The sequence below is a fragment of the Holdemanella sp. MSK.7.32 genome, from assembly GCF_024460475.1.
Taxonomy (GTDB): domain Bacteria; phylum Bacillota_I; class Bacilli_A; order Erysipelotrichales; family Erysipelotrichaceae; genus Holdemanella.
The window spans coordinates 1-16,566 of the sequence record NZ_JANFYN010000025.1; the positions used below are offsets into that span (position 1 = coordinate 1).

Annotated in this window: 11 protein-coding genes, 1 rRNA gene and 1 pseudogene; all 13 read right to left on the reverse strand. The window is 35.6% G+C overall.

The genetic code is table 11. From position 1 onward, the window contains the following. A 16S ribosomal RNA gene (locus tag NE544_RS07200) occupies positions 1-74 on the reverse strand; the annotation flags it as partial. A gap of 224 nt (positions 75-298) precedes the next feature. Beyond that, positions 299-1,201, reverse strand: a complete 903-nt coding sequence (locus NE544_RS07205; protein WP_256268861.1) for a class A beta-lactamase-related serine hydrolase — start codon at positions 1,199-1,201, stop codon at positions 299-301. Between the two features lie 51 nt (positions 1,202-1,252). Beyond that, on the reverse strand, positions 1,253-2,785 hold the full coding sequence (purH, locus tag NE544_RS07210; RefSeq protein ID WP_256268862.1) for a bifunctional phosphoribosylaminoimidazolecarboxamide formyltransferase/IMP cyclohydrolase: 1,533 nt from the start codon (positions 2,783-2,785) through the stop codon (positions 1,253-1,255). Continuing rightward, positions 2,785-3,366 carry a phosphoribosylglycinamide formyltransferase gene (gene purN, locus NE544_RS07215; RefSeq protein ID WP_117926476.1) on the reverse strand — a complete coding sequence of 194 codons (582 nt, stop codon included), beginning with the start codon at positions 3,364-3,366 and terminating at the stop codon, positions 2,785-2,787. The genes purH and purN overlap by 1 nt, the downstream gene beginning before the upstream one ends. After that, positions 3,360-4,391 carry a phosphoribosylformylglycinamidine cyclo-ligase gene (gene purM / locus NE544_RS07220; RefSeq protein WP_256268863.1) on the reverse strand — a complete coding sequence of 344 codons (1,032 nt, stop codon included), beginning with the start codon at positions 4,389-4,391 and terminating at the stop codon, positions 3,360-3,362. Before purM ends, purN begins: the two co-directional genes overlap by 7 nt. Positions 4,392-4,394: 3 nt before the next feature. After that, positions 4,395-5,774: an amidophosphoribosyltransferase gene (gene purF / locus NE544_RS07225; protein ID WP_118116271.1), complete on the reverse strand. Its 1,380-nt coding sequence runs from the start codon at positions 5,772-5,774 to the stop codon at positions 4,395-4,397. Between the two features lies 1 nt (position 5,775). Beyond that, a complete protein-coding gene (locus NE544_RS07230; protein ID WP_256268864.1) occupies positions 5,776-9,477 on the reverse strand; it encodes a phosphoribosylformylglycinamidine synthase in 3,702 nt (1,233 codons plus the stop codon). 10 nt (positions 9,478-9,487) lie between these two features. Next, positions 9,488-9,976, reverse strand: coding sequence for a 5-(carboxyamino)imidazole ribonucleotide mutase (purE, locus tag NE544_RS07235; protein WP_003865622.1), 489 nt, complete (start codon positions 9,974-9,976; stop codon positions 9,488-9,490). Positions 9,977-10,163: 187 nt separating this feature from the next. Next, positions 10,164-11,510, reverse strand: a complete 1,347-nt coding sequence (locus NE544_RS07240; RefSeq protein ID WP_256268865.1) for an MATE family efflux transporter — start codon at positions 11,508-11,510, stop codon at positions 10,164-10,166. Positions 11,511-11,600: 90 nt separating this feature from the next. Then, the gene (locus NE544_RS07245) at positions 11,601-13,259 is read right to left on the reverse strand and encodes an ABC transporter substrate-binding protein (RefSeq protein WP_256268866.1); all 1,659 of its coding nucleotides are present in this window, start codon (positions 13,257-13,259) and stop codon (positions 11,601-11,603) included. Between the two features lie 404 nt (positions 13,260-13,663). Beyond that, positions 13,664-14,770 (reverse strand): annotated as a pseudogene (locus NE544_RS07250) (pyruvate formate lyase family protein); the annotation flags it as partial. A 343-nt stretch (positions 14,771-15,113) separates the two neighbouring features. Further along, positions 15,114-15,293: a hypothetical protein gene (locus NE544_RS07255; RefSeq protein WP_256268868.1), complete on the reverse strand. Its 180-nt coding sequence runs from the start codon at positions 15,291-15,293 to the stop codon at positions 15,114-15,116. A 280-nt stretch (positions 15,294-15,573) separates the two neighbouring features. After that, on the reverse strand, positions 15,574-16,425 hold the full coding sequence (locus NE544_RS07260) for an Rpn family recombination-promoting nuclease/putative transposase (protein ID WP_256268869.1): 852 nt from the start codon (positions 16,423-16,425) through the stop codon (positions 15,574-15,576). Positions 16,426-16,566 lie beyond the last annotated feature (141 nt).

Sequence of the window (16,566 nt, forward strand, 5' to 3'; positions counted from 1 at the left end):
TCCTCTCGTTCGACTTGCATGTATTAGGCATGCCGCCAGCGTTCATCCTGAGCCAGGATCAAACTCTCCATTTGATTTAGCTCTTAGATGTCTCTGACATCTTTCTTTACAATTGTTTGTTTCGAAATTGACGTTTTAGTTTGTATTTTTATTTCCTGTTCAGTTTTCAAAGATCATGTGCACCTCAGCAGTGCTCATCTATATTACCAAATACTTCCCACTTCGTCAAATGTTTTTTTTATTTTTTTTCATCTTTTTTACTGTATACGCTTACAGCAAAAAATAGAGCTTTTCAACTCTATTTAAAATGCTCATAAGCAATACGATTGATATTTGCCATAACATCGGCACCTTTATCCCCTAAACTCGTTAAAACAACTATACTATATGATGTATTACATTCTACAAAACCAACACTATTTAAAGCAGAATCATACATACCATACTTTTGAGGCATACTCAATTGTGTATCCCTATCTAGATATTCACCTGGTTCTGCCTCTTCCATATTTTTAATCAAACCTTTATAGTCTTCTTTATGATCATATAAATAAGTCACCACATCATTCATTGTATTAGCTGTTGTAACATTATCCATTGTATAATAATTCTCACTGATAGAATCTGTATATTTTGTCATTGCTTCCTTATATTCTTTCCAGCCACCAAGATTTTCATATAAAATATGACCCGCATCATTATCAGAATATATTATTAAATTATTTAAAAGATCACTTAAAGGAACTTGACTACCGATACCATAATCCGAACTAATAACCCCTGCATCCTCATGCATATATCCACTATATGTAAACGTTGAATCTAATGTATACTCACCCTCATTTACTTTATCATAATATAGCATTGCCAATGGTAATTTATAAATACTCGCTGCAATAAACTCATCCTTCTCATTCATACTATATTTAATGTTATGTTCTAAATCCGTGATACAGTATGCTACTTTTTCATGATCAATACCATTCTCTTGAAAATACGCTTCTATATCTTTTGCCAATGACATATCAATATATTGACTATTATCTTTATTTTCAACTTCCGTATTTTGATCTTCTCCGATTTCAGATATCCCCTGATATGCCTTTTTCTCAGTGTTCTTCATTTCAACCGCAAATACACATAGTACAATTAATAATGCAGATAATAGAGAAATAATAATAATTTTGTTTTTCTTATCCATGATAGACCCTTCCAAACTATGAAAAAGAGTCTATACAGACTCTTTTATATATTAATGTTTAAAATGACGAACCCCTGTAAATACCATTGCGATGCCATGTTCATTACATTCATCAATTGAAAGTTGATCCTTAATAGATCCACCCGGCTGAATAATTGCAGTCACACCCGCTTTGATAGCTTCTTGAACTGTATCTGGCATTGGGAAGAAAGCGTCACTTGCCAATACAGAACCTTTCGCCTTTTCACCAGCCTGTTCAATCGCAATCTTAGCTGCACCAACACGGTTCATTTGTCCCGCACCAACACCAATTGTCATATCATCTTTTACCAAGACAATCGCATTTGATTTTACATGCTTAACAACTTTCCAACCAAACAACAATTGCTTGATTTCTTCTTCCGTAGGCTTACGATTTGTCACACATTTTAAATCTTCTTCGTTAATTGTATGCTGATCCATCTCTTGAACCAATAGACCATCATTAACATTTGTATATTTTAACGCACTTGAAACAGATAAGCTAGTATCTAATTTCATTAATCGAATATTTTTCTTACGAGTCAAGATTTCCAACGCTTCCTCAGAGAAGTCTGGCGCAATAATGATTTCCAAGAAAATCTTAGATAATTTTTCTGCCAATCCCTTTTCAACCTTTGCGTTCAACGCTACGATACCACCAAAAATCGAAATTGAGTCAGCCTCATAAGCTTTATCCCAAGCCGCTTCAATATTTTCACCAATACCAACTCCACATGGATTCATGTGTTTAACACCTACAGCTGCATATTGACCTTCAAAATCTTTTAAGATTTCAATAGCCGCATTTCCATCCTGAATATTGTTGTAAGACAATTCTTTACCATGAAGCTGAGTCGCATTTGCCAAAGAATATTGAGGATTCATTCCTTTATAGAAAGCAGCCTTTTGATGAGGATTTTCACCATAACGCAAGTCTTGAACCTTATCAAAAGTAATTGTCATACTTTCTGGGAATTCTTCATGTGTTTTCTTCGTTAAATAATCTGCGATCATCGCATCATAGCGAGCTGTATGACGGAATACTTTTGCAGCTAAACGCTCACGCGTTTCCAATGTTGTTTCTTGGTTTTCTCTAATTTCTTCAAGAACTTTATCATAATCTTTTGGATCACAAAGAACTGGAATACTTTGATAGTTTTTAGAAGCACTACGAAGCATACTAGGACCGCCAATATCAATATTTTCAATAATTTCTTCGTGTGTTACACCTGGTTTTAATACAGTTTCTTTAAAAGGATATAGATTCACACAAACCAAATCAATATACTCAATTCCTAATTCTTGTAATTGACGTACATGATCTGGGTTTGAACGAACACAAAGTAATGCACCATGAACTTTTGGATGTAAAGTTTTCACACGACCATCCATAATTTCTGGAAAACCAGTCACATCACTGATTCCAATTGGATGAATTCCAGCTGCCTCAAGGGCTTTTTTTGTTCCTCCAGTAGAAATGATTTCATATCCACAATCTACTAATCCTTGTACAAATTCAACTAAACCAGTTTTATCGGATACACTTACTAATGCTCGCTTCATTATTTTTCCTCCTCTATACTTTTTGCGACTTGTTCAATGACTTGCCAGAACAAATCATATTCCATCGCATGTACATGCGATTCTAATGTTTCAAGATCCCAAGATGGGTCGATTGCTACTCTTTCTTGACGAATAATAGGACCTGTATCTACACCTTCGTCTACGAAATGAACTGTAACTCCAGTTTGTGCTACTTTTGCCTCATACGCATCTGCAATACTATGAGCTCCTGGAAATTCAGGTAAATAAGCCGGATGTAAATTGATGATACGATTTGGATAAGCACTTAATAAAGTGTGTCCAATAAAACGCATATATCCACTTAACACAATCAAATCAACCTTTTTTTCTTTTAATACCTCTAAGATTGCCGCTTCATAACCCGCTTTACCATCATATCCCTTTGGATTAAAATAAAACTCTTCTACTCCATGATTATGCGCACGAACTCTAGCATACGCATTTTCTTTATCCGCAATCAAGCATGCACAATTCACATGCAAAGAACCATCTTCAATATGTGACAAGATTGTTTCAAAGTTAGTACCTGAACCACTCGCAAATACCGCAATATTTACCATTGGACATCTACCTGTCCTGTTTCAGTTACTTTACCAACCACATAGCTAGGTTCATTGATTTCATTTAAGGCAGCTTGAACTTTTTCAACATCTGCTGGATCTACAGCCATCACAAAGCCAAGTCCCATATTAAATACGTTGTACATTTCTTTCGTAGAAATATCTCCATTTTTTTGAATCAAATCAAAAATTGGAGGTTTTGGGAATGTCTTTGTATCAATTTCAACACCCATACCCTCTTTTAACATACGAGGTACGTTTTCATAGAATCCACCACCTGTGATGTGGCTGCAAGCTTTTAATGTAATACCCGATGCTTTAATATGCTTTAATGCTTTTACATAAATTTTTGTAGGAGCCAATAATGCCTCTCCTAAAGTTTTACCTAATTCATCATAATATGTATTTAATGATTCTTCTGTAATATCAAATACATTACGAACCAATGAGAAACCATTACTGTGAACACCTGTTGAAGGAAGCCCAATTAACACATCTCCTACATTTAGATCCTTACCAGTAATCATATCTTTTTTATCGCATACGCCAACGGCAAAACCTGCTAAATCATAATCTTCTTCTGGCATTAAACCTGGATGTTCTGCCGTTTCTCCACCAATCAAAGCAGCTTCAGATTGTAAACAACCCTCAGACACACCCTTCACAATGTCCGCAATTTTTTCTGGAACATTCTTTCCACATGCGATGTAATCTAAGAAGAATAGTGGTTCTCCACCTGCACATGCGATATCATTCACACACATCGCAACGGCATCAATTCCAATTGTGTCATGCTTATTCATAACCATCGCAAGTTTAACTTTTGTACCACAACCATCTGTACCAGAAAGTAATACAGGCTCTTCCATATCTTTAATTTTAGATAATGAGAAAGCACCAGAGAAACCGCCAAGTCCTCCTAACACTTCTGGGCGCATTGTTTTCTTAACATGCTCCTTAATCAATTCAACAGATTTATATCCTGCCTCTAAACTAACGCCTGCTGCTGCATAATGTTCTGCCATACTCTACTCCTTTACCTCATCTTTATAATCTTGTAAATCTTCTGGATATTCACCTGTACAACAAGCTAAACAGCTTGCTTCAGGCACACACTTTTTAAAGTCTTCAACACTTAAGAAACGCAATGAATCCACCTGGAACAATTGTTCCATTTCATCTACTGTATAGTTAAATGCCGCCAAATCTTTTTGTGCCGTTGAATCCGCTCCATATAAACAAGGATATTTCAACATTGGCGAAGCTATACGTAAGTGCACTTCTTTTGCGCCTGCCTCTTTTAATAATTGACAAATTCGACGTGATGTAAAACCTTTCACAACACTATCATCTACTAAATAAACTCTTTTATCTTTAACCACTGAACTGATCGCATTTAAACGAACACGCATACCTTGCATTCTTTGTTGTTCTGTCGGACGAATAAATGTAGAACCAATATAACGGTTTTTAATCAATCCCGTTTCATATGGTACATTCAATGTTCTAGCAAAACTTGCAGCTGCACTTAAAGCTGAATCAGGAACACCAACAACGATATCCGCTTCAATATTCTCTTCTGAAGCTAAATAATAGCCACATTGTTTTCTTACTTCATGAACCGTTAAACCATTATGAACACTGTCCGGTCTAGAATAATATACATACTCTAAAGCACAAGCCTTCGTTTTTGTTTCTTCAATAATCTGACTAGACTTCATACCTTCGCAATTGAAACAAATCAATTCTCCTGGATTTACTTCACGAATAAATTCTCCACCAAGAATTGGGAACGAACAAGTTTCGCTACTGATACAATATCCTTCATCTACCTTGGCAATATATAAAGAACGAATACCATGAGGATCTCTTACTACATACAAGCTGTCTTTTGTGACTACCATGAATGTATAAGCACCACTCATCATACGACAAGCTTTCGCAATTTTTTCTTCAAAAGAACCTGGATTCAACTGAATCAAATGTGCTAATAATTCTGAATCACTTGTTCCTTGAAAGATCAATCCTTCATTTTCTAATTTTGTTCTTAAAGAAATCGCATTCGTGATCATCCCACTTGATACAACCGCAAAATATCTTTGGTGACTACGCACCATAATCGGCTGAACATTTTCTAATTGAGAATCATTTTTTGTTGCCATTCGAAGCTGACCAATCGCAATATTCCCCTCTAAAGAATTTAACGTATCTTGTTTTAAATTCTCCGACAATAAGCCTAATCCCTTTTTACAAACAACATTTTCTCCATCACTAATTGCTAATCCAACACCATCTTGTCCTCGATGCTGAATGGCATGCATTGCTAAATAGATATTCTGGGCGGCCTGTTCTACATTGAACAAGCCTACGATCCCAGAAGAATCTTGAACTACTTTTTTCAACGTCATTCTACTTCACCTGCTTGTGTGTAAAATAACGAACACCATTTGCGAAAATATCTTGGTCTTTATTTCCAGCAATATTCTGGAACAATCCTTTTTCATAACGCTCACTGTGACCCATCTTACCAAAGATCTTACCATCTTCAGAGAAGATACCTTCGATAGCCATGCTTGAACCATTTAAGTTGTCTTTTCCATCCATTGTTGGAACACCCTTTTCATTTACATACTGTGTTGCAACCTGACCATTTTCAATCAACTTATTCAATACTTCTTCACTCGCAACAAATTTACCTTCACCATGACTAACAGCAACTGAATATACACTTCCAGCTTTCATACCTGCAAGCCAAGGAGAAGCATTACTTGTAATACGAGTACGTGCAATATGAGAAACGTGACGATTGATATTATTTCTAAATAATGTTGGATTTTCCGCATCCAATTTTTCAATATCACCATAAGGCAATAATCCAGATTTGATCAATGCCTGGAATCCATTACAGATACCTAAGATCAAACCATCATTTGCACGCATTGTATCAATTGCTTGCGCAATCTTTGGATTTCTTAATACATTCGCAATAAATTTACCTGAACCATCTGGTTCATCACCACTACTAAATCCACCAACAATCATTAAGATTTGTGCTGTACTAATTTCTTTTGCTAAAGTTTCGATACTCTTTTGAATGTTTTCTACAGTTAAGTTATTAAATACAACTTGTTTAACTTCAGCACCAGCACGTTCAAACTTAGCTGTTGTATCAAATTCACAGTTTTGCCCAGGGAAAATAGGAATAATTACTTTTGGTTTTTCCACAACAACCTTAGACATTGGTACTTCTGCATCATTTAATGGAGTTTCTAAAGTATCTTTTCCTTCATCCACGATCATTGGATAAATTTCACTATAACGCTTTGTCCAAGCCTTTAATGCATCTTCAATTTCAACGGTTTCATCATTTAATACAATCTTAGAATCATCATTTAAAATACCAATCAATTCTAAATGTTCATCTTGAATGCTTTCTGTAGCTTCCACGATCATTGAACCCAAATTGAATCCATATACATCTTCTTCTGTGCTGATCGCAACACCAACTTTAGATCCAAATGCCATTTTCGCAATAGTTGCACCTAGACCACCAAATTTAATTGTGCTTGCCGCAACAATTTTCTTTTCTTGCATTAATTTATGAACTGTTTCAAAATTTTCTTTTAATTGTTCATAGTTTGGAACATTATTTTTAACTGGCGTATGCTTTACTAAATATACATAGTCTCCAGGATTTTTAAATGAAGCCGAAACAATATCATTTGTTTTAGCTGTAGTTACCGCAAATGTAATCACTGTTGGTGGTACATGAATATCTTTATATGTTCCACTCATAGAGTCTTTTCCACCAATACTTGGTGTTTCAAATGCCAATTGAGCATCAATCAAGCCTAATAAAGCTTCAAATGGTTGTCCCCATTTTTGTGCATCGGCACCTAAATGTTCAAAATATTCCTGATTTGATAAACGACACTTCTTATAGTCAGCACCCAATGCTGTGATACGAGCTAATGCTTCAACAACTGAATAACTAGCACCTAAATATGGAGAATATTTAGATACTTTTGGATCATATCCATATGTCATAACCGAACAAGTGTTTGTCATTCCATGCACTGGTAATTTTTGTACAGAACCTTCTTCAGGAGTTAATTGATATTTACCTCCAAAAGGCATCAACACTGTACTCTTACCAATAGAAGCATCAAACATTTCTGCCAAACCAATCTGACTTGCGACATTCGCATCTTGTAATACTGTATTTAAATCTGAGTTTACTGCGTCAAATGGATGTTCATCATATTCATTTTCGCAAACATCCACAACCTGGTGCTGACGAACACCGTTCGTATCCAAGAATGCACGAGACATATCAACAATTGTTTCACCGCGCCATTTCATGACTAAACGATTTGTATCTGTTACATCTGCAACTTTGATAGCCTCTAAGTTTTCCTTATATGCTTCTTCTTTGAATTTTTCAAAATCCTTAGCCTCGATACATACAGCCATACGCTCTTGTGATTCACTAATAGCTAATTCTGTACCATCTAAGCCTTGATATTTAACTGGAACTGCATCTAAGTTGATATTCAAACCATCTGCAAGTTCACCTACGGCAACACTAACTCCACCTGCTCCAAAGTCATTCGCCTTTTTAATTAATTTTGTACAAGTAGGATTTCTAAATAAGCGCTGTAATTTACGTTCAATCAAGGCATTTCCCTTTTGAACTTCACTTGAACATTTTTCCAAACTTGTTTCATTATGTTCTTTACTAGAACCTGTAGCTCCACCGATTCCATCACGACCAGTAGCTCCACCAATCATAACGATAATATCGCCAGCTTCTGGTTTTTCACGTTTAACATGTGATTTAGGAGCTGCACCAACAACAGCACCAACCTCCATACGTTTAGCTACATAACCATCATCATAAATTTCATCTACGAATGTAGTTGCCAAACCAATTTGGTTACCATAACTTGAATAGCCATGAGCCGCTGTCTTTGAAATCTTTGATTGAGGTAATTTGTGCTCTAATGTTTCACTAATTGGTTTTGTGATATCTCCAGCACCTGTAATACGCATAGCTTGATATACATAGCTACGTCCTGATAATGGATCACGAATAGCTCCACCAATACATGTACTTGCTCCACCAAATGGTTCAATTTCTGTTGGGTGGTTATGTGTTTCATTTTTAAACATCAACAACCATTGTTCGTCTTTTCCATCTACATCCACTGTAATTTCTACACTGCACGCATTGATTTCATCGGTAATCTCCATATCATCAAGTTTACCTTGCTTACGAAGATATTTTCCAGCAATAGTAGCCATATCCATCAATGTTTTTTCTTTACGATTTCCATGAACTTCCTGGCGTAATTTTAAATATTTATCATAAGAAGCCTGTAACTCATCTGATAATGTATCCAAATGGAAACATACATCATCTAATACAGTTTCAAAAGTAGTATGACGACAGTGATCTGACCAATATGTATCTAACACACGTAGTTCAGTCATTGTGCAATCTCTTTTTTCTTCTTTTTCGAAGTAACGTTGAACATGCTCAATGTCCGCTTGAGACATGGCCAACCCTAAAGTCTGACGTAAAGAATCTAATTCTTCTTTACTCATTTTTGTAAATCCTTCTAATACAGGAACATCTTTTACTTCAACGTCCTGATCATCCACTAATACAGAAAGGTCTTTAACACGTGCTTCAACAGGGTTAACAATATAATGTGTGATTTTATTAAGTGTTTCTTCATCTACTGGGTTTGCGAACACTAATAAAGTACCTGAATGAATACGTACTGTTTGTTTGTTGTTCAAAAGCATCAAACATTGCATTGCACTGTCTGCTCTTTGATCATATTGACCTGGCAAAAATTCATATGCCAAATATGATTTACCTGTTAAATCTACAGAATCATATACATCATCTGTAACAACTTCGCTACAAACATTTTTCTTTAATAATTCAATATCATTTTCGTCGGCATCAAAAATATCATATAAATTGTATTTTGTAAGACCAAAATCTTCTTTTAAAGATAAAGATTGTCTTAATTCAGCCGCTAACGATTCACTTTCAACTTGAAACTGTTCTTTTTTATGAACAAAAATACGAGTATCCATTTCCTTCTCCTTATTCAACAATTGACTGTTCTAATACTTTTTGTGCTTGTTCTTTTTTAAACTCAACAATTTTATCCTGCAATGACTTATCATTTAGTCCAATCATCTGGCAAGCTAAAATAGCTGCATTTCTTGCCCCTGATTTTCCAATTGCGACAGTCGCAACAGGAACACCTTGAGGCATTTGTACTGTCGATAATAATGAATCCAATCCACCTAAAGCAGATGTCTGAATAGGGATTCCAATAACTGGCAATGGTGTAGAGCTAGCTAAAACTCCAGCTAAATGTGCTGCTCCTCCAGCTGCCGCAATAATAACCTGAATTCCACGTTCACATGCTGTCTTTGACAATTCCAAAACCGCTTCCGGCGTACGGTGAGCACTTAACACACGAACTTCATAGCCGACTTGAAAATCGTCTAATTGTTTCATGCAGCCTTCCATACTAGGTAAGTCCGAACGAGAACCCATCACAATTAAAACACGCTTTGTTTCCATAAATGACCTTCCTTTCAAAACAAAAAAAGCGCACCTATAGTAGGCACGCTTAAAAGAGCAATTCTTCTCTATCAATTGTGGTAAATCTTCTTAAGACCATAAGTAAGACCTCCAAAATCAGAAAAACACTTCTGCAAGATTATAATACCTAAAATCAACTCAAATGACAACCTATATTTCATGAAAGTTATGCTCTAAGCATAAACAATTTATATTTTCTTAAATCAAATATATAAACAATTGAACTCAATCCCCAAGTAATTGGATACAAACAATGCGTTAAATACAAGCTGTGTACGCTCTGTCCTATCGTCATTAAAACAACCACACGAACAGCACACCAACATACAAGCATGACCACCATTGGCATCACAGGACGTCCCAATCCTCTTAAAATACTAGAAACCACGTGTGAAAAGCCTAAAAGGACATAGAAAAAGGCACAAATTTTAGCACGATCTACTCCAATCGCAATTACTTCTGGATTTTGATTAAAGAAAGCTATAAAAGTTGGCGCAAACAAGTAGATCAAAATACCCAAACATTCAATCATAAGTAGCGATGCTGCAAGCCCAAACAAAATTCCCTTTCGAGAACGTTCCTTTTGTCCTGCCCCTTCATTTTGTGATACAAACGTCGTAAGTGCCATCGAAAAAGAAATTTCAGGAAGGAAAATAAATCCTTCTACCTTTGAATATGCACCAATACCTGCAATAGCTGCTGCACCAAACGAATTAATATACGACTGAATCATTACATTCGCAAAATCAATGACACAACCCTGTAATCCTGTAGGTAATCCATAGATACAGATTTGTTTAAGATTTTCAAAATCCAAAGACAAATGCATCCAAGAAATATGTAAAATACTTTCTTCTCTTGCCAATTGCAAAACACATAAAAACATACTCGCAAATTCAGAAACGATTGTAGCCCAAGCTGCTCCTGCAACCCCCATCTTAAACACAGCAATGAATACAACATCTAAAATCACATTCAATATCGAACTCACAATCAGATAATAAAGTGGATGTTTAGCATCGCCTCCAGCACGAATGATTCCCACAAGCATGTTATATAAGACTAAAGAAAAACCGCCTAAAAAATAAATCTTTAGATAAATAGAAGATAAGCCAAACACTTCTTTAGGCAAACCCATCCACATCAACATTTGATCAGTTAGTAAATAACCAATTCCAGTCATAATAAGACCTAACAAGATACCAAATGTTGCTGTTGTATATACCGCTTTTTTTGTTCTATTCTCATCTTGAGCCCCTATCGCATTGGCAACAATGACACTTGCACCTGTCGCAAAACCGTTAAAGAAACCAACAATCAAGAAAACCAGTGACCCCACACTCGTAACAGCCGCTAATGCATTCTGTCCTAGAAAATTTCCAACAATCAACGCATCCACAGTATTGTAGAGTTGCTGAAAAAGATACCCGATAAATATTGATATCGCATAGCCAATGATTTGTTTGGCAACACTTCCTTTTATCATTAACTGAATTGAATCTTGTTTTGCCATAAAACCCTGGTATACAAGAAAAGCCTGCACCAACATTAAGTTAGTACAGGACTATATTTTGCCCTAATATCCATTAGGATACATCATACGTTATTTATTTACAATATGAGCTGTTGCAATAGATTGAGCCCAATTATAAATAGATGTTGTATGCATTCCTTTGACATTCTTATTTCTTAAACAATATGTTTTAGTTGAATCCACAGGTAAATAACCACATAGTTCACTTTGTCGAACTAAAGCATTATGATAATTCTCTTTAGACACTTCATTATCGGAAGTATACATACCGGCATCTAGATAAGCATCTAGTTGTTCATCACTCAAACGACCAAAGTTATTTGTGGCTCCCGTTCTTAAAATAAAGTTAATGCCTGTATCGTCTGGTGAGCCATAAGAGAAACCTAGATATGTTGCATCCCAACTATCTGTTTGAGCATCATCCTGCACAGTATTGATGACTGTATTAAATTCAACTGTATTGGCTTTAAAATCAATACCAATCGCATTTAAACATTTCTGTAAAACCGGAATTAAAGAATCCAAAGAATCCTTATCCTTATTTGCCAAGAAACGAATGGTTAATTTTTCACCATCTTTATAACGATACCCATCCTCTGCCAATGTATATCCTGCATCCTCTAAGATTTGATTGGCCTTTTCAACATCATAATCATAATAAGTGACACCATCCACTTTTTCTTCATTACGAATCATTTTTCCATTATTTAAAGAAACAGGATTTCCAAAAGTACCAGGCTTATAAGCCATACCATCAATTTGATAGTAATTATCAATATATTCTTGCGCATTAAATCCATATCCGATTGCTTTTCTTACCACAACATCACTACAAGCTCCCTCATAAGAGTTAAAGATAATAAAGCTTTCACGATCACTTGGATAAGAATCAACAGATAAACTCTTATTCTTTTGTACAGATTTAATTTTATTTGCCTCAATCACATCTGGAATATAATCCACTGCTCCATTTTCTAATTCTTTGACTTCTGTTGAAGTATCTGTCTTTTTGATCATGATCTTAGAAATTTGATACTGTCCTTTTTTCGCCTTAAACTTTGAATTTGAAACTAAACTAGCCCCACTTGTCTTCTCAAACTTCTTTAATACATAAGCACCCGTTCCAATTGGCTTACTATTCTTCTTTTCAATACTTTCTGTTTTTCCTTTTTTATAATTTAAATATTCTGAACTACAAATCTTCTGTGTTCCAAGTGTAGAAACCGCATCAATTCTAGGCTTATCCAAATGGAAAACAACTGTATAGTTATCTGGTGTTTCAACTCCAGTAAAGCTAAATGCATCTGCATCATGATATTCACTATAACCATCTAAAAAATCAACGTTGTTCGCAAAACGACCTGTATAGCTTGGATCGGCCATAACAGTAAATGTTGTCTGCACATCTTTTGAAGTAAACTTGGATCCATCACTAAACTGGATGCCTTTCTTTAATTTAAATGTCATTGTTTTTCCATCTTCACTGATTTCAGGTAAGGACTTAGCCAAATCTGCAACTAACTCTCCTTTTTTGTTGTATTTCAACAACCCTTGATAAACCAAATCAACGACATAAGAATCATTTGTCGTTTGGTAATACATGGGCGAAAAAGTTCCGTTCATTTCTGAACTCAACCCAACTGTCAACACTTGATCATTACCTGCAGCTTTTGCACTACATCCACACATCAATAAAGCCATTCCACATGCTAATAATTTTTTATACATTCTCTTTTACCTCCTAATTATTTATTCTTTGTACCACCACCAGTCAGCTAACACTTTTCATCACTCTCCTTATAAATAAAAAATCCTGCATCAAATTAAAAATTTGACACAGGACAGAATATCAAAATAATCTGCGGTACCACCTGAATTGGTATAGTTATACCCACCTCTAGAATGCCATCACATTCGATCCATTTAACGCACGGAACACGTCGCAGCTACTCAGAAATTCTTTTCACCTTGCCCTTGAAAGTCCATTTGCTAAGTCGTAATAATCTAGCTTCCACCCTGACTAGAATCTCTTTGTATCCGGTTCTTAGTTTGATCTCTTTCGCATCGGTTGCCTATAGGATACACCTAATAAAATCCGTTTTCAATAGATTTTTCAAATCATTTACATTTTCTTACATCAAAGATTGTTCTGTTCTACCAATAATATCATCTTGCGTCTTTTTAGAAAGCACATTGAAGAAAGCACTATATCCGGCTACACGAACAATTAAATCCTTATGTTTTTCAGGATGCTTCTGTGCATCAATCAAAGTTTCCTTAGAAACAATGTTATATTGCACATGATATCCATGTAAACGATTAAAGAAGGTTTTAATCAACAATTCTAATTTTTGTCGATTTTCTTCAGTCGACAACATTTGAGGTGTCATTTTTTGATTTAGCAAAACTCCACCCGTAATTTTATTTGTACGAAGCTTTGACACACTTTTAAACACAGCTGTAGGTCCATTTTTATCGCTATTATGCGCTGGACTGCAACCTTCTGCCAAAGGTTCGAATGCATTTCGTCCATCCGGCGTAGCCATCGTTGACATACCTTGTCCAACATTCGCACTAATTGAAGAAGTTCCTGCATAACGAATTCCGCCAATTGGTCCTCTATTATAGCGTGTATTCGGATATTTTTCGATTTCTTCAATATAAGAATCATAAGCTTCCACAATTAACTGATCGACATAATCATCATCATTTCCATATTTTGGGGCTTCACGAATCAACATTTCCTGAATTTTTTTGTTTTCAGGTGATGAAAAATCATCTAAGATCGCATTCCAAAGCTCTTGTCTTGTGATTTTCTTTTCTTCATACACTAACTTCTTTATAGCTGCCAAACAATCTGCCATGTTCGCAATTCCTACTTGAAGTCCTGAAATAAAATCATAGACCGCTCCACCTTCTTTGATGGTTTTGCCTCTGGCAATACAATCATCTGTCAAAGCCGAACAAAGAATGTCTGGCACATCCCTTTCAGATGCTTTATCAATTACATTTTCTACAATAACACTATATCGAGTAATTTCCCTTATTGTTTTATCCCATGCTTTTAAAAGTTCTTCATAACTTTCCATTTCCGTAAAATAGCCATATCCTTTTGTAAAACGTTTATTACTTGTAAGATCCACACCGTTATTCATCGTACACAAAAGCATTCTTGGAAAATTGATATAAGACATTCCCGTACAACGGTAACCCCATTTACCTGGAACTGCTGTTTCTACATGTATTTTCCCCATTAATCACTTCCGTTTAGATGCTCGAAAACCGCATAAAATCGTTTTAATTTTCCCATTAATCTCTTCCCTTTCCCTAAATCCTGTATGGAAATAAACATTAATTTTAAATATGCCACCGATTTTACATTTTCCGCAATTAGTATGATTTTTACCCCGGCAGCAGATTTCTTTTCCTGAAGGCTGTTTTGTTTCTTCGGGTATTTAAAAAATGGTTGAAATTAGGTACTTAACCAATGTGCCCGTAAATGCTGGTTGTTAAATAACTGGTTGGAGCTTAATAAAAGAAAAGCCTCGTTTGACTCCTATGCACGATTGAAATAATTAAAACCTATTCATTGTCATTGCCATGACCAGCATATTGACCATTATTTGGATTGCATTGGTTTGCGTGATTATTCAAGTTAGTCTTGTATGCATTGTTGTTTGGATTATACTGATTGGCATAATTATTAATCTGTGCTTGTGTGTGAGTACGTCCGGATACTCCACGCCCTCTGCTTTTACTCATATAAAATAATCTCCTTTCTATGTATTTCTGCAATCAATTTTGCCTGCAACAGCAATATAAATGATTGAGTTATTAACACTTACCCTATATATGTCAGAATATCGATTTGATTTTTCGCTTTTTCACAAAAAAAGAAACCAGCTTTCGCCAGTGTCTTAATCTTACGAACACCTTATCTCTCTTTTGAAATAAGTTGTCACAATGTGTTGGGGAAATCAATGTGTCAGAAAATCTGCGATGTAGAAAAAGGCCTGCCAACCAGCAAGCCTCTCTTTATTTTTTACTTATTCACATACTTTGTTGCTTCGTCACGAGAAAAATTGAATTTTTCCATAACTTTTTCAATAATAGCTTCACTTGAAATGCCGAACTCTTCAAGCGAAGATACTAAAATCTTTATGGAATTGATTCTTTCTTCCGCTACTGCTTTTTCCATTACATCACACATCTTAATGTCCTCCTTCTTTTCTGCTTCAGAAAATTTTACATTATACCTGTCGTCTCCGGTCAGCACCTGCAGAAGTTTCAACATTTCGTCTACATGCTTTATTTTGTGCTCATCCGGCACATAGTCTTTGTTTTTCCTTTTCTGAACAAAGAAATCTGCAACTATTCGAAAATCACTTTGGAACATCTGCACCGTTTCATCATCTAAAAAAGCAATGTTAAAGATATTTGCCTTGTAGTCATTTACATATGGCTCCAGTTCCTTTGGAATATCAATAACCCCTTTCAGATTATGAGGTGATGACCATTCTTTCATCCCAAAGTGAAGTACCAACGACACGACCGGAACAATGGGATTCTCATCATTTTCCGACAACAGCTGCCGTCGGTAAGAAGCTCCATCGTAGCTAAAAACTCTTAATGGCATATATTTCTCTTCTGCAGTCTGGTTTTCCAGTCCGCAGATTGCAACAAGAACGTTACCATCCTGCCAATATTTAGCCACATCCCTTTCCTGTTCATGCAGTTTGCCTGCCTCGGCTTTATACTGTGATTTTACCTTTGTTTCTTTCAATGATTCTTCTTTCACGATCCGATTTCCGCGAAATAAAAGAACATTGACAATGTCTGCGAAGACGTCATTATAGTCTTCCAGAAGTTTTTCTGTTATGTCTTTTTGTCCCATAGATTGTTATCCTTTCCCTAATCTGATGCAAAAAACGATCAGGGAAAGCTCATAGGCATCCCTGATCTAATGTTTCGGGGATTCCCCTATTCTACTGGATTTATATTTATTCCTCTTATCCTTATCATACAAAATATCATT

What these genes read in the sequence shown, in the direction of transcription:
- purH (WP_256268862.1), bottom strand. Translation starts at nt 2,785, where the DNA reads ATGAAGCGAGCATTAGTAAGTGTATCCGATAAAACTGGTTTAGTTGAA.
- NE544_RS07245 (WP_256268866.1), bottom strand. Translation starts at nt 13,259, where the DNA reads ATGTATAAAAAATTATTAGCATGTGGAATGGCTTTATTGATGTGTGGA.
- purE (WP_003865622.1), bottom strand. Translation starts at nt 9,976, where the DNA reads ATGGAAACAAAGCGTGTTTTAATTGTGATGGGTTCTCGTTCGGACTTA.
- purF (WP_118116271.1), bottom strand. Translation starts at nt 5,774, where the DNA reads ATGACGTTGAAAAAAGTAGTTCAAGATTCTTCTGGGATCGTAGGCTTG.
- purN (WP_117926476.1), bottom strand. Translation starts at nt 3,366, where the DNA reads ATGGTAAATATTGCGGTATTTGCGAGTGGTTCAGGTACTAACTTTGAA.
- NE544_RS07240 (WP_256268865.1), bottom strand. Translation starts at nt 11,510, where the DNA reads ATGGCAAAACAAGATTCAATTCAGTTAATGATAAAAGGAAGTGTTGCC.
- NE544_RS07230 (WP_256268864.1), bottom strand. Translation starts at nt 9,477, where the DNA reads ATGGATACTCGTATTTTTGTTCATAAAAAAGAACAGTTTCAAGTTGAA.
- NE544_RS07255 (WP_256268868.1), bottom strand. Translation starts at nt 15,293, where the DNA reads ATGAGTAAAAGCAGAGGGCGTGGAGTATCCGGACGTACTCACACACAA.
- NE544_RS07205 (WP_256268861.1), bottom strand. Translation starts at nt 1,201, where the DNA reads ATGGATAAGAAAAACAAAATTATTATTATTTCTCTATTATCTGCATTA.
- purM (WP_256268863.1), bottom strand. Translation starts at nt 4,391, where the DNA reads ATGGCAGAACATTATGCAGCAGCAGGCGTTAGTTTAGAGGCAGGATAT.
- NE544_RS07260 (WP_256268869.1), bottom strand. Translation starts at nt 16,425, where the DNA reads ATGGGACAAAAAGACATAACAGAAAAACTTCTGGAAGACTATAATGAC.